Below are 14617 nucleotides of genomic sequence, written 5' to 3'. Positions count from 1 at the left end.
ACTCGCCCCGGAGTCGTTCCACCTCCCCCAACCTCATACCGGAGAGGATGCCCACCACCAGGCGAGATCACCCAACGTAACGAAGCACTACTAGGGTCTGTCGTTTGGATCAGGTCGCAGGGAAGCGACTGTTCTGCTCGGTGCCAGACCCCGCGTCTGCGGCGTGATCCAAACGACAGACCCTAGGGCCGCACCGCCTCCAGTCGCACCGCGCACGCCTTGAACTCCGGCATCCGGGAGGTCGGGTCGAGCGCGGGGTTGGTGAGGGAGTTGGCGCGGCCCTCGCCCGGCCAGTGGAACGGCATGAAAACCGTGTCGGGGCGGATGGCGTCCGTGATCCGGGCGGGCGCCACGGCCCGGCCCCGCCGCGACACGACGGCCACCGGATCGCCCTCGGCCGCCCCGAGCCGGGCCGCCAGCCGCGGGTGCAGCTCCACGAACGGCCCGGGCGCGGCGGCGTTCAGCTCCGCCACCCGCCGGGTCTGCGCCCCGGACTGGTACTGCGCCACGACCCGCCCGGTGGTGAGCAGCACCGGGTACTCGTCATCCGGTTCCTCGGCGATGGCCCGGTGCGAGACGGGGACGAAGCGGGCGCGTCCGTCGGGGGTGGCGAAACGGTCGAGGAAGAGGCGGGGGGTGCCGGGGTGGGAAGGGGCTGTCGTGTCCCCCGTGGAGACCTTCGTGTCCCTCGTGGAGGCCCTCGTGTCTGCTGTCGAGGCCGTCGTGTCTCCTGTGGAGCCCGTCGTGTCTCCTGTGGAGGCCGGGCGGCCCGCCGCGCTCCGTTGCGCGCCAGGGCCGCCCGCCCCGTCCTGGGCCCCCGTCAGGCCCTCCGGCTCGACCGCCGGGCACGGCCAGAACACCCCGTTCTCCTCCACCAGCCTGCGGTACGTGATCCCCGAGTAGTCCGCGGGGCCGCCCGCGCTCGCCCGGCGGAGTTCCTCGAAGATCTCCTCCGGGTCCGTCGGGAAGCCCTTCTCCACGCCCAGGCGGGCGGCCAGTTCGTGGAGGACCTCCAGGTCGCTGCGGACACCGTCGGGCGGGGTGATGGCCTGGCGGCGGAGCAGGACCCTGCCCTCCAGGTTGGTCGTCGTGCCCGTCTCCTCGGCCCACTGGGTGACCGGCAGGACCACGTCGGCGAGCGCTGCCGTCTCCGACAGGACCACGTCACAGACGGCCAGGAAGTCCAGGGATTTGATGCGCTCCTCGATGTGCGCGGCACGCGGCGCCGACACCACCGGGTTGGACGCCATCAGCAGCAGGGACTTGATGTCCGTGCCCAGCGCGTCCAGCAGCTCGTACGCACTGCGGCCCGGGCCGGGCAGTGAGTCCGGGTCCACGCCCCACACGTCGGCGACATGCCGCCGCGCCGCCGGGTCGTCGAGCTTGCGGTAGCCCGGCAACTGGTCGGCCTTCTGGCCGTGTTCGCGGCCGCCCTGCCCGTTGCCCTGCCCGGTCAGGCAGCCGTACCCGGACAGCGGGCGGCCCGCCCGGCCGGTCGCCAGGCACAGGTTGATCCACGCGCCCACCGTGTCGGTGCCCTTGGACTGCTGCTCGGGCCCGCGTGCCGTGAGCACCATCGCCGCCTCCGGCTCGCAGAACAGCCGTACCGTCTCCCGCAGTTCGGGTACGGACACCCCCGTGATCCGCTCCACGTACTCCGGCCAGTGCGCCATCGCGGCGGCCCTGGCGTCCTCCCAGCCCGCGGTCCGCTCCTGGACGTACTCCTCGTCCACCCGTCCCTCGGCGATCACCAGGTGCAGCAGGCCCAGGGCGAGGGCCAGGTCCGTGCCCGGCCGGGGCGCCAGGTGCAGGTCCGCCTGCTCGGCGGTCTTCGTGCGGCGCGGGTCGATGACGATCAGCGTGCCGCCGTTCTCCTTCAGCTCGGTGAAGAAACGCAGGGACGGCGGCATGGTCTCCGCGAGGTTCGACCCGACCAGGATCACGCAGCCGGCCTTCGGGATGTCCTCCAGCGGGAAGGGCAGCCCCCGGTCGAGACCGAACGCCTTGATACCGGCCGCCGCGGCCGACGACATGCAGAAACGGCCGTTGTAGTCGATCTGGGACGTGCCGAGCACGACCCGCGCGAACTTGCCGAGCGTGTACGCCTTCTCGTTCGTCAGACCGCCCCCGCCGAACACCCCGACCCCGTCCGGTCCGTACTCCGCGCGCGTCCGGCGCAGCCCCTCGGCGATCCGGTCCAGCGCCTCGTCCCAGGAGGCCGGCACCAGCGTGCCCCCGTCGCGCACCAGCGGTGAGGTCAGGCGCACGTTCGAGGCCAGCACTGCCGGCGCCGTACGGCCCTTGCCGCACAGCGCGCCCCGGTTCACCGGGAAGTCCGTACGCTCGCTCACCTCGACGGTCCCGTCCGGGGCGGGCGTCAGGTTCATCCCGCACTGCAGGGCGCAGTACGGGCAGTGCGTGGGCGTGGCGGTGGTCTGCATACCGTTCAGCGTGCTTCGGCCGTGTTACGCCCGGGACGGTTCCCTGTTACGCGGCAGGGACGGCAACCTCCCCGCCGCCGCCCCGCCCGCGTGAGGCACACGCCTGCCCACCTTCACGTCGCCGCCGACCGGCCCCGACGTTGCCCATGTGACGAAAAACGGCACATGTGGCTCATTGCGTTCCCTTCTTGGCCGATCCGACCTAGTTGAGGGTTGAAGCAGGGCCACTACGCTCTCGCTACGCGCAGCGCTCGCACGACTCCGCACGGCGTTCGAACATCCGACACTCGAACCAGCCAGGAGGCCAACCGATCATGCCTCTGCGCCATCTGACCCCCCACGACCAGCAGCTCTTCCGGCAGTACGGCCGGGGCCCCACCGTCCCCGTCCCCGACCCGCTCCTGCACCACGCCGTCGCCCGGCACGCCGCGGCCACCCCGCACGCCGTGGCCGCCGAACACCAGGGCGCGCACCTCACCTACGGCGAGCTCGACCGGTACGCCGACGCCCTCGCCGCCCGCCTCGTCCGCGAGGGCGTACGCCCCGGCGACCACGTCGGCCTCTTCGTCCGCCGCTCGATCCCGATGCTCGTCGGCCTGCTCGGCATCCTGAAGGCCGGCGCCGCCTACGTCCCGCAGGACATCGGCCTCGCGCCCCCGGCCCAGCTCACCCACGTCATCCGCACCGCCCGGACCCGGGTCGTCCTCACCGTCGCCGAACACGCCCACCGTGTACCGCTGCCGGACGGCCACCTGCTGCTCGCGCTCGACGAGCCGCTGCCGTACGCCCCCGCCCCGCGCCCGCGCGTCACCGGCGACCACGGCGCTTACGTCCTGTTCACCTCCGGCACCACCGGCCGCCCCAACGGCGTGAAGGTCACCCACCGCAACGTCGCCAACATCCTGCTCACCGAGCCGGGCGGCCTCGGCATCCGCCCCGGCGACCGGGTCGCCCAGCTCCTCAACATCGCCTTCGACATGGCCGCCTGGGAGATCCTTGGCTGCCTTGCCCACGGCGGCACCCTCGTCATCCGCGGAAAGGACATCGCCGCGGCGGCCCGCACCGCCGACGTGCTGATCGCCACGCCGACCGTGCTGTCCGGCCTCGACCCCGCCGGCTGCCCGCGTGTGCGCACGGTCGCCGTCGCGGGGGAGCCCTGCCCGCGCCCCCTGGCCGACCGCTGGGCCCGGCAGGCCGTCTTCCACAACTGCTGCGGCCCGACGGAGACCACCATCGTCAACACGATGAGCCGTCACGACCCGGCCGCCGCACTGCTCACCATCGGCCGCCCCACCCCCAACAACACCGTCTACGTCCTCGACGCCGACCGGCGCCCCCTGCCCGTCGGCGAGGCAGGCGAGATGTGGGCGGGCGGCGACTGCGTCTCCGCGGGCTACCTCGACAACGACGCCCTCAACGCCGAGCGCTACGCCCCCGACCCCTTCCTCGGCGGCGGCCGGCGCATGTTCCGCACCCGGGACCTCGGCCGCTGGACCCCCGGCGGCGAGCTGGAACACCTCGGCCGCACCGACGACCAGGTCAAGGTGCGCGGCTTCCGCGTCGAGCTTGACTCCGTCTCCTCCGTCCTGGAGACGGCCGCCGGCTGCACCCGCGCCGTCACCCTGAAACGCGACGCCCGCACCCTGGTGTCCTTCGTCTGCCCGGCCGACGTCGACCCGGACACGGCCCGCCGCGCCGTCGCGGACGCCCTGCCCTACTATTGCGTCCCCGAGCAGGTCCTGCCGCTGGCGTTCCTCCCCGAGACCGACCGCGGCAAGGTCGACAAACAGGCCCTGCTGGGAATGCTCGACGAGCGCCTGGCGGTGGCCCGATGACCACGTCCCCCGCCCGGACCCACCTGGACACGGGCGAGCTCCCGCCGCTCCTGCCCGCCCCCCGCCGCCTGCTCAAACACCCCCGCCTGATGCACTACAACCGCCTCGCGGCCCTGGTGCTCCTGGCCAACGCGGCGTTCCTGTGGGCAGCCGGGCCCCCGGCCACACCGGCCCTCGGGCACGCCGCCCTCGCCAACCTCGCCCTCGCCGTCCTCGTACGCCAGCAGTACGTCATCAACCTCCTGTTCCGGCTGGCGACCTCGGCCCCGGTGAGCTGGCCGCTGAAGGTCCGCTGGACGCTCGGCAAGGTGTACCACTTCGGCGGGCTGCACGTGGGCGGGGCGCTGGCCGGGGCGGCCTGGTTCCTGGCCCTGACGGTCGCGGTGACCCGCGCCGGAACGGACCTGCCGCTGATCACGGTGAGCTGGACCCTGGTGGCCCTCCTCGCCCTGATCGTCGCCACCGCGCTGCCCCCCTTCCGCTCCCGCCACCACGACCACTTCGAGAAGATCCACCGCTTCGGCGGCTGGAGCGCCCTCGCGCTCTTCTGGGCCCACACCCTGCTGTCCGGCCAGGGACCGGTGCCGCTCGCGGTCCTCGCCGTCGTCACCTTCAGCGTGGCCCTGCCCTGGCTGCGGCTGCGCAAGGTGGACGTCCGCGTCGAACGCCCCTCCCCGCACGTGGCGCTGGCCCGCTTCGACTACGGCGAGACGCCCTTCGCCGGCTCCTCGACCGCGATCAGCCGCAGCCCGCTGAAGGAGTGGCACTCCTTCGCCAACGTCCCCGCCCCCGGCCGCTCCGGCTTCCGGCTCACCATCTCCCGCGCCGGTGACTGGACCGGCTCCTTCATCGACGACGTGCCCTCGCGGGTGTGGGTGAAGGGCATCACCACGGCCGGAGTCGCCAACATCGAGGTCCTGTTCACAAAGGTGGTCTACGTCGCGACCGGCAGCGGCATCGGCCCCTGCCTGCCCCACCTGCTGGCCGCCGAGGTCCCCTCGCGCCTGGTCTGGGCGACCCGTGACCCCCGCGCCACCTACGGCGACGCCCTGGTCGACGAGATCCTCGCCGTCCAGCCGCACGCCCTGGTCTGGGACACCTCGCGGCGCGGCAAGCCCGACATGGTGCGCCTCGCCCACGCCGCGTACCGGGACTTCGGCGCCGAGGCGGTCATCTGCATCTCCAACAAGCGGCTGACCTGGCAGGTGGTGCACGGCCTGGAACGGCGCGGCGTTCCGGCGTACGGAGCGATCTGGGACTCGTGACCCCTCGGAAGGAGAAGGCAGATGAACAACCTGAAGGTCGAGCGCCACGACCGCGTGGTGACGGTACGCCTGCACCGCCCGCACGTCCGCAACGCGCTCAGCAGTGAGCTCCTCACCGAACTCCTGGACACCCTCCGCCCGTTGGACGCGGACCCCGGGACCGGCTGCTTCGTCGTCACCGGCTCGGAGGGGGTCTTCGCGGCAGGCGCCGACATCAAGGAGATGGCCCCGAAGTCGGCCGTGGACATGGCGGCAGAGGACTACTTCGCCGCCTGGGAGGAGTTCGCGGCCCTCCGCACCCCGAAGATCGCGGCCGTCAACGGCCCTGCCCTCGGCGGCGGTTGCGAGCTGGCGATGATGTGTGACCTGGTCGTCGCGGGGGAGTCGGCGCTCTTCGGCCAGCCGGAGATCAGGCTGGGCGTCATCCCCGGTATCGGCGGCACCCAGCGGCTGACCCGTCTGGTCGGCCGGGCCAAGGCGATGGACCTGATCCTCACCGGCCGCACGATGGACGCACGGGAGGCCGGAAGCTGCGGTCTTGTCTCCCGAGTGGTCCCGGACGACCGCGTCCTGCCCGAGGCCCTCGAAGCGGCGGCGACGATCGCCTCGTACGGCCGCATGGCGGTCAGGGCGGCCCGCGAGTGCGTCGACCAGGCCCTCGAAACCGGCCTGCGCGACGGCATCCGCTTCGAACGCCGCGTCTTCCACGCCCTGTTCGCCACCGACGACCAGAAGGAGGGGATGACGGCGTTCCTTCGCAAGCGCCCACCGGCCTTCCGCGGGCTCTGACAGCCGGGGGCGGGACGCGCGGAGCGCACCGGCCGCGCGCCCGCCCCGGCCATGTTCAGGGGCTGTGTCTGGTCAGGACACGGCCCCGGTCACGGCGGAGACGCTGAGTGTGATCACATGACCATGGAGAGCATCCAAGTCGTATTTTCACACTCCGGGGTGAAATGCGCGCATCAAACCAGCGAGGGGAGAAAGTCCGGATTCATTCGAGCGTCTCTTCGGCCGTGGCCAACGCCCGCTCCACGCCCGGCTCCCGGGGCCCGAGGAACCGGGGATCTGGCCGGAACACCGCGTCCAGAGCCGCCTTCCCGGCGGCGATGATCTCCCGGGCACCCCCGTAGTACCAGGTCGCGTCATGCACGGCGTCCACTCCCACCCCGTACGACTCCACCCCCGCCGCCTGGCACAGCGCCACCGCCCGCCGGATATGGAATCCCTGGCTGATCAGCACGGCCTCGTCCACCCCGAAGATCTTCTTCGCGCGCACGCAGGAGTCCCAGGTGTCGAACCCCGCGTAGTCGCTGACGATCCGCCCGTCGGGCACCCCGTGCCGCGTCAGGTACACACGCATCGTGTCCGGCTCGTCGTAGTCCTCGCGGCTGTTGTCCCCCGTGACGAGCACCACCTCGACCCGTCCCTTCCGGTACAGCTCGGCCGCCGCGTCCAGCCGGTGCGCGAGGTACGGCGAGGGCTCCCCGGCCCACAACCCGGCACCGAACACCACGGCCACATCGGTCCGCGGCACGTCGGCCGCCGTCCGCAGCCGGTCACCCGCGGCCACATGCATCCAGGTCGCCGGAAGCAGCGCGAGCACGCACCCGGCCATCACGGCCTGCACGAGCCGCCGCTGCCCTCGCCGGGTACCCGGCAGCCGCGGTCTGCGGAACGTCACACGACGCATCGGACGGTCCCTCCCCAGGTCGGCCCCTCGACAGTCAGGGACGCCTCCTCGGGCCGCCCGGTTCATCCGCGTACGCGTGACCAGCTTCACTCGTTACACGGAAACCGCGGGTCAAGCGGCCTCACACTCCGACCGTCCCGCATCGTGAACCGCCGGAAAACACCCGTGACGCCCACGCAACGGGACGGCAACGTGCGGCGGCGACCATCGCTCGTATGCCCAGCAAGCTCAGCCTCGTCCCGCCGCCCGCCACGCGCCGCCCGGCCCCGCCCGCCCTCGTGGTCGTGGCGCACGGCAGCCGCGACCCCCGTGCGCTGAGCACCGTACGCGCGCTCCTGGACCGCGTCCGCGCGCTGCGCCCCGACGTGCCGGTCCACCTCGGGCACATCGAACTGAACGCCCCCCTGCTCCCCGACACCCTCGCCGCCCTGGGAGACACGGAGGCCGTCCTGGTCCCCCTCCTCCTCAGCCGCGGCTACCACGTCAAGCAGGACATCCCCGAGATGGCCGCGGCCTCCCCGGCCCGCACCCACGTCGCGGCCCCCCTGGGCCCGCACCCCCTCCTGGTGGACGCCCTCCAGGCCCGCCTGGAGGAGGCCGGCTGGGGCGGCACGCCCCGCCGCACCAGCGCGGTCGTACTCGCCGCGGCCGGCTCCCGCGACCCGGACGCGAAGACGGACACCACCCGCACGGCACACCTCCTCGCGGCCCGCCTGGGCGTCCCGGTCCTCCCGGCCTACGCCTCGGCAGCGACCCCCACGGTCCAGTCGGCCGTCCGCACCCTCCTCGCCAGGGGCCGCCACCACATAGCCCTGGCCTCCTACTTCACGGCCCCCGGCCGCTTCGCCACGGAGTGCGCCCAGGCGGCCCCCTGGATAGCGGCGGCCCCCCTCGGCACCCACCCGTCCATGGCCCAACTCCTCCTCCACCGCTACGACGAGACCCTGGCGACGGCGTCCCCGGCTGTGCCCGAATTGGCTTCGGCCTAAAACGCGGGGTGGTGCACGTAGCCAAGGGGCGCGGGGCTGTGTCGACATGCGGCTCCGCCGCGTGGGCGCGACCAGCCACACCGGACCCGCACCCGCCACACACCCGAACCCGGCAAACGCTCAGGCACACAGCACACCCATGCCCGTACTGTCGACACATGGCAGGCACCCCACAAACCTCCCCGGCCTACGACCCGACGTCAGTCGACCGCTGGGCCCCGGAACCAGACAAACGCCCCGGCCGCACCGCCTTCCAACGCGACCGGGCCCGAGTCCTCCACTCCGCCGCCCTACGACGCCTCGCCGGCAAAACCCAAGTGGTGACGCCCGGCACCATGGGCCCGGCCTGGGACGCCAGCCCCCGCACCCGCCTCACCCACTCCCTCGAATGCGCCCAGGTCGGCCGCGAGCTGGGCGCGGCCCTCGGCTGTGACCCGGACCTCGTGGAAGCCGCCTGCCTCTCCCACGACCTGGGCCACCCACCCTTCGGCCACAACGGCGAACAGGCCCTCAACGAGTTCGCGGCGGACTGCGGCGGCTTCGAGGGCAACGCCCAGTCCCTCAGACTCCTCACCCGCATCGAGCCCAAACGGTTCACCCCCGAAGGCTCCGTCGGCCTCAACCTCACCCGCGCCGCCCTCGACGCCGCCACCAAGTACCCCTGGCCCCGCGGCGCCCACCCCACCGACCCGGCGTCGAACAAGTTCGGTGTGTACGAGGACGACCGCCCGGTCTTCGACTGGGTCCGCAAGGGCGCCCCCGGCACCCGCACCTGCTTCGAGGCGCAGGTCATGGACTGGTCCGACGACGTGGCCTACTCGGTGCACGACGTGGAGGACGGCCTGCACGCCGGCCACATCGACCCGAACTGCCTGCACGCGGAACCGGAACGGCAGGACGTCTTCCAGGTCGCCCGCGGCCGGTACGTACCGGCGGACACCGCCCCCGCCGAACTCGCCGAGGCCCTGGACCGGCTCCTCGCCCAGGAGTGGTGGCCGCACGGCTACGACGGCACCGCCGTCGCCCAGGCCCGGCTGAAGGACGCCACCAGCCAGCTCATCGGCCGCTTCTGCCTGGCCGCCGAGAGCGCGACCCGCACCGCGTGGGGGTACCACCCAGGCCGTTCAGGCACTGGGGGAGGCACCGGACGGCTCACCCGGTACGCCGCCGAACTGGTCGTCCCGCGCGAGGCCCGGATGGAGTGCGCCGTCCTCAAGGCCGTCGCCGACCTCTACGTCATGCAGCGCGCCGAGCAGGAACGCCTGCGCGCCGACCAGCGCATCGTCGTCGCCGAACTGGCCGAGGCGCTCACCGCCCGCGCCCCGGACGGCCTGGACCCGCAGTTCCGCGCCCTGTTCGACCGGGCGCCGGACGACCGGGCCCGCAAGCGGGTGATCGTCGACCAGATCTCCTCCCTCACCGACACCTCCGCCCGGTCGCTTCACGCCCGTCTGACAGGGCACGCATGAGACTGACGGGAAAACTGACGGGAAACAGGGGACAGCACCAGGGAAACAGCGGGCCACGGCACGCCCGATTGTGACCCTCCGTGGCCTGATCGGGTCACTCCCCCTTCCCGCATCACGCTCCGTGCGGGACGCTCGCAAGTGGCGACACCCTTACGAGGAGGCATCAAGTGGTCGACGCGGATCAGACATTCGTCATCGTCGGAGGCGGACTCGCCGGCGCCAAGGCGGCCGAGACGCTCCGGGCGGAGGGCTTCACCGGCCGCGTGATACTGATCTGCGACGAACGTGACCACCCCTACGAGCGCCCGCCGCTGTCCAAGGGCTACCTCCTCGGCAAGGAGGAACGCGACAGCGTCTTCGTGCACGAGCCCGCCTGGTACGCGGCGAACGACATCGAGCTGCACCTCGGCCAGACCGTCGACGCGATCGACCGTACGGCGAAGACGGTCCGCTTCGGCGAGGACGGCACCGTCGTCCGCTACGACAAGCTGCTCCTGGCGACCGGCGCCGAGCCCCGCCGCCTCGACATCCCGGGCACGGGCCTGGCCGGTGTCCACCACCTGCGCCGCCTCGCCCACGCCGAGCGGCTCAAACACGTGCTGACCAACCTCGGCCGCGACAACGGCCACCTCGTGATCGCGGGCGCCGGCTGGATCGGCCTGGAGGTCGCGGCGGCGGCCCGCGAGTACGGCGCGGAGGTCACCGTGATCCACCGCGGGCCGACCCCGCTGCACTCGGTCCTCGGCCCCGAGCTCGGCCAGCTCTTCGCCGACCTGCACCGCGACCACGGCGTCCGCTTCCACTTCGGTACCCGGCTCACCGAGATCGTCGGCCAGGACGGCATGGTCCTCGCGGCCCGCACGGACGACGGCGAGGAACACCCGGCGCACGACGTCCTGGCCGCGATCGGCGCGGCCCCGCGGGTCGCGCTCGCGGAGGCGGCCGGGCTGGAGATCGCCGGCCCGGCGCGGGGCGGCGGCGTCGTGGTCGACGAGCGGCTGCGCACCTCCGACCCCGACATCTACGCGGCCGGCGACGTGGCCTCCTTCCACCACGCCCTCTTCGAGACCAGCATGCGGGTGGAGCACTGGGCCAACGCGCTGAACGGCGGCCCGGCGGCCGCCCGCTGCATGCTCGGCCGGGACGTGACGTACGACCGGGTGCCCTACTTCTTCTCCGACCAGTACGACCTCGGCATGGAGTACTCCGGCTGGGCGCCGCCGGGGACGTACGACCAGGTGGTGATCCGGGGGGACGCGAGCCGGCGCGAGTTCATCGCCTTCTGGGTGAAGGAGGGCCGGGTGCTGGCCGGGATGAACGTGAACGTGTGGGACGTCACAGACAAGATCCAGCAGCTGATCCGCTCGAAGGCCCGGGTGAACACGGAGGCCCTGGCAGATCCGCACGCGCCGCTGGACAGCCTCGCCTCGTAGCCGTCAGGGGTGTCGGTTCTGCCCCGTGCTGCAATTCCCGGGGGCAACCCCCGGACCCCCGGCCGGGGGGCGGTCACGGCCGCAGGAGTGTCAGTTCTGCCCCGTAGAATCACTCCGTGGCTGGACGGATCAACGACGAGGACGTGAAGGCGGTACGGGACGCGGTCCCGATCGACGCCGTGGTGTCCGAGTACCTCCAGCTGCGCAACGCGGGCGGCGGCAACCTCAAGGGCCTGTGCCCGTTCCACGACGAGAAGTCGCCGTCCTTCCAGGTCAGCCCCAGCAAGGGCCTGTTCCACTGCTTCGGCTGCCAGGAGGGCGGCGACACCATCACGTTCGTGATGAAGATCGACCACCTCTCCTTCTCGGAGGCGGTCGAGCGCCTGGCCGGCCAGGCGGGCATCACCTTGCGCTACGAGGAGGGCGGCTACAACCCCTCCCACCAGCGCGGCGAACGCATCCGCCTGGTCGAGGCCCACAAGATCGCCGCCGAGTGGTACGCGGAACAGCTGGCGATGAGCCCCGAGGCCGAAACCGGCCGCGTCTTCCTCGCCGAGCGCGGTTTCGACCAGGCCGCCGCCGTGCACTTCGGCGTCGGCTACAGCCCCCAGGGCTGGGACCACCTCACGCGCTATCTGCGCGGCAAGGGCTTCACCGACAAGGAGATCCTGCTCTCCGGCCTCGCCCAGGAGGGCCGCCGCGGCCCCATCGACCGCTTCCGCGGCCGTCTGATGTGGCCCATCCGCGACATCGGCGGCGACGTCGTCGGCTTCGGCGCCCGCAAGCTGTACGAGGCGGACAACGGCCCCAAGTACCTCAACACGCCCGACACGGCGATCTACCGGAAGTCCCAGGTCCTCTACGGCATCGACCTGGCGAAGAAGGACATCGCGAAGGCGAGTCGCGCGGTGGTCGTCGAGGGCTACACGGACGTCATGGCCTGCCACCTCGCCGGGGTGACGACCGCCATCGCCACCTGCGGCACGGCCTTCGGCGGCGACCACATCAAGATCCTCCGCCGGCTGCTGATGGACAACGGCTCGGCCCGCGTCATCTTCACCTTCGACGGCGACGCGGCCGGCCAGAAGGCGGCACTGCGCGCCTTCGAGGACGACCAGAAGTTCGCCGCCGAGACGTACATCGCCATCGCCCCCGACGGCATGGACCCCTGCGACCTGCGCCTGGCCAAGGGCGACGAGGCGGTGGCGGACCTGGTCGAACCCCGCACCCCGCTCTTCGAGTTCGCCCTTCGCCAGATCGTCGTCCGCTACGACCTCGACACGCCCGCGGGCCGCGCCGCCGCCCTGGACGAGGCGGCCCCGATCGTCGCCCGCATCAAGAACAGCGGCGCCCAGCACGAGGTCGCCGTCCAACTCGCCGGCATGCTCGGCATCCTCGACACCCAGTTCGTGGTCAAGCGCGTGGCCCAGCTGGCCCGCTGGGCCCGCGACCGCGGCGGCAAGGGCCCCGCCCCGGACCGGCACCAGCACGGGTCGCAGCACTACGCCTCCGCCCAGCCGCCCGCCGCCCCCCGCGGCCCGGCCCTCAACCTCCGCAACCCCGTCTACGCCACCGAACGCGAACTCCTCAAACTCGCCCTCCAGCGCCCCGAGTTGGTCTCCCCGGCCTTCGACGCGTACGGCGTCGACGAGTTCACCGCCCCGCCCTACGCCGCCGTCCGCCAGGCCATCCTGGACGCCGGCGGCACCGAACCGGGCGTCGCGGACCCCCAGGACTACCTGGTCAAGGTCCGCGAGGCCGCCCCGGACGACGCGGTCCGCGCGATGGTGACGGAACTGGCCGTCGAGGCGATCCTGCTGCACAAGGGCGTCAAGGGCGTCGACGAGACCTACGCGGGCGCCCAGTTGGTCACCGTCCGCCGCCGCGCCGTCGAACGCCGCATCCGCGACATCCAGAGCCAGCTCACCCGCCTCGGCAGCCACGGCGACCCGGCCCAGCTGGCCGCCGTGCAGAACGAGCTCTGGGTCCTCCAGCAATACGACCAGACCCTGCGGGAACACGGCGCCGCCGCGCTCTGACGTCACCGCGCGGTCACGGACCGGAAGCAAAAAGTCATCGCACGCCCCTCGTGGCGACGATGTGTCTTACCCCACACTGGGTTGCGGTGCCTGAGTCCTCGGAGCGCGGCCGATCCGTACCCGACGGGTCCCACACCCCCGCGGTTCCGCTCATCGCGTACGGGACGGACAGCGGCGAGGCCGCCGACTCCGCCCCCGAAGTACCGCTGCCGCCCGCCTTGGCAGCGATCATCCTGGAGGTCGCCCCCGTGCAGACCCAGACCCTCACCCAGACCGACGTCAGCAGCGCCATCGCCGCCGACGGCACCGCACCGGACGCGGAGGACGACGTCCTCCCCGCGGTCCCGGCGCAGAGCCGCGTCGTGCTCCGCCCCGAGACGGAACCGGAGGAGCCGCCAGCCGAGGCCATCGAGACGGCCGAGGCTCCCGAAGCCGTCGAACCGCCGCCGGCCCGCGCCGACACCAGCGGTCCCTCCTCGGACCTGTTCCGCCAGTACCTGCGGGAGATCGGCCGCATCTCCCTGCTGACCGCCGCCGAGGAGGTCGAACTCGCCCGCCGCGTCGAGGCCGGCCTGTTCGCCGAGGAGAAGCTGCGGCTCGCCCCCGACCTGGACAGCCAGTTGGCGCTGGACCTCGACCGGCTCGTCGTCATGGGCCGGATGGCCAAGCGCCGGCTCATCGAGGCCAACCTGCGCCTGGTCGTCTCCGTCGCCAAGCGCTACGTCGGGCGCGGCCTGACCATGCTCGACCTCGTCCAGGAGGGCAACCTCGGGCTCATCCGGGCCGTCGAGAAGTTCGACTACGCCCGCGGCTACAAGTTCTCCACCTACGCCACCTGGTGGATCCGCCAGGCCATGTCCCGCGCCCTGGCCGACCAGGCCCGCACCATCCGGGTTCCCGTGCACGTCGTGGAGCTCATCAACCGGGTCGTCCGCGTCCAGCGCCGCATGCTCCAGGAGCGGGGCTACGAGCCGACGCCGGAAGAGGTCGCCGCGCACCTCGACCTGCCCCCTGAGCGCGTCAGCGAGGTACTGCGCCTCGCCCAGGAGCCGGTGTCGCTGCACGCGCCCGTGGGCGAGGAGGACGACGTCGCCCTCGGCGACCTCATAGAGGACGGCGACGCCACCAGCCCCGTCGAATCCGCCGCGTTCCTCCTCCTCAAGGAGCACCTGGAAGCGGTCCTGTCGACCCTGGGGGAGCGGGAGCGCAAGGTCGTCCAGCTCCGCTACGGCCTCGCCGACGGCCGCCCCCGCACGCTGGAGGAGATCGGCCGCATCTTCGGCGTGACCAGGGAACGCATACGGCAGATCGAGTCCAAAACCCTCAACAAACTGAGGGACCACGCCTTCGCGGACCAGCTGAGGGGCTACCTCGACTGACTCAGCTGCGGGCAGTCGTGCCGCTGGGGCGATGGGGGTCGGGTGGGCGCAGCGGCACCCCGCAGCGCCGGGCCGCG

General features: G+C 72.4%; 10 protein-coding genes. 8 read left to right on the top strand and 2 right to left on the bottom strand.

Annotation, left to right across the window (positions count from 1 at the left end):
• Positions 1-182 precede the first annotated feature (182 nt).
• A complete protein-coding gene (locus ACIBNA_RS36750; protein WP_399169544.1) occupies positions 183-2441 on the bottom strand; it encodes a molybdopterin oxidoreductase family protein in 2259 nt (752 codons plus the stop codon).
• Between the two features lie 314 nt (positions 2442-2755).
• Between ACIBNA_RS36750 and ACIBNA_RS36745 the strand changes: the two genes are divergently transcribed.
• Genes ACIBNA_RS36745 through ACIBNA_RS36735 form a run of 3 tightly spaced genes read left to right on the top strand, consistent with a single transcriptional unit; the run spans position 2756 to position 6330 of the window.
• Positions 2756-4276 carry an amino acid adenylation domain-containing protein gene (locus ACIBNA_RS36745; protein WP_399169543.1) on the top strand — a complete coding sequence of 507 codons (1521 nt, stop codon included), beginning with the start codon at positions 2756-2758 and terminating at the stop codon, positions 4274-4276.
• On the top strand, positions 4273-5541 hold the full coding sequence (locus tag ACIBNA_RS36740) for a hypothetical protein (protein WP_399169542.1): 1269 nt from the start codon (positions 4273-4275) through the stop codon (positions 5539-5541). Before ACIBNA_RS36745 ends, ACIBNA_RS36740 begins: the two co-directional genes overlap by 4 nt.
• A gap of 21 nt (positions 5542-5562) precedes the next feature.
• Positions 5563-6330, top strand: a complete 768-nt coding sequence (locus tag ACIBNA_RS36735) for an enoyl-CoA hydratase-related protein (RefSeq protein ID WP_399169541.1) — start codon at positions 5563-5565, stop codon at positions 6328-6330.
• 202 nt (positions 6331-6532) lie between these two features.
• Here the strand turns inward: ACIBNA_RS36735 and ACIBNA_RS36730 are convergent, their stop codons facing one another.
• Positions 6533-7231: a vancomycin high temperature exclusion protein gene (locus ACIBNA_RS36730; protein WP_399169540.1), complete on the bottom strand. Its 699-nt coding sequence runs from the start codon at positions 7229-7231 to the stop codon at positions 6533-6535.
• Between the two features lie 215 nt (positions 7232-7446).
• Between ACIBNA_RS36730 and ACIBNA_RS36725 the strand changes: the two genes are divergently transcribed.
• The 5 genes from ACIBNA_RS36725 (at position 7447) to ACIBNA_RS36705 (ending at position 14540) form a co-directional block, all read left to right on the top strand.
• A complete protein-coding gene (locus ACIBNA_RS36725) occupies positions 7447-8220 on the top strand; it encodes a sirohydrochlorin chelatase (protein ID WP_399169539.1) in 774 nt (257 codons plus the stop codon).
• Positions 8221-8378: 158 nt separating this feature from the next.
• A complete protein-coding gene (locus tag ACIBNA_RS36720) occupies positions 8379-9689 on the top strand; it encodes a deoxyguanosinetriphosphate triphosphohydrolase (protein WP_399169538.1) in 1311 nt (436 codons plus the stop codon).
• A 167-nt stretch (positions 9690-9856) separates the two neighbouring features.
• Positions 9857-11122, top strand: a complete 1266-nt coding sequence (locus ACIBNA_RS36715) for an NAD(P)/FAD-dependent oxidoreductase (protein WP_399169537.1) — start codon at positions 9857-9859, stop codon at positions 11120-11122.
• Positions 11123-11238: 116 nt separating this feature from the next.
• Positions 11239-13161 (top strand): DNA primase, encoded by a 1923-nt coding sequence (gene dnaG / locus ACIBNA_RS36710; protein ID WP_399169536.1) that lies wholly within the window; start codon positions 11239-11241, stop codon positions 13159-13161.
• An 86-nt stretch (positions 13162-13247) separates the two neighbouring features.
• Positions 13248-14540: an RNA polymerase sigma factor gene (locus tag ACIBNA_RS36705; RefSeq protein WP_399169535.1), complete on the top strand. Its 1293-nt coding sequence runs from the start codon at positions 13248-13250 to the stop codon at positions 14538-14540.
• The last annotated feature ends 77 nt before the right edge of the window (positions 14541-14617 follow it).

It is taken from the genome of Streptomyces sp. NPDC050164, from assembly GCF_044459945.1.
Lineage (GTDB): Bacteria > Actinomycetota > Actinomycetes > Streptomycetales > Streptomycetaceae > Streptomyces > Streptomyces coeruleorubidus_A.
Note: the sequence above shows the minus strand (reverse complement) of the source record. Positions and strands in the feature narration are given on the sequence as shown.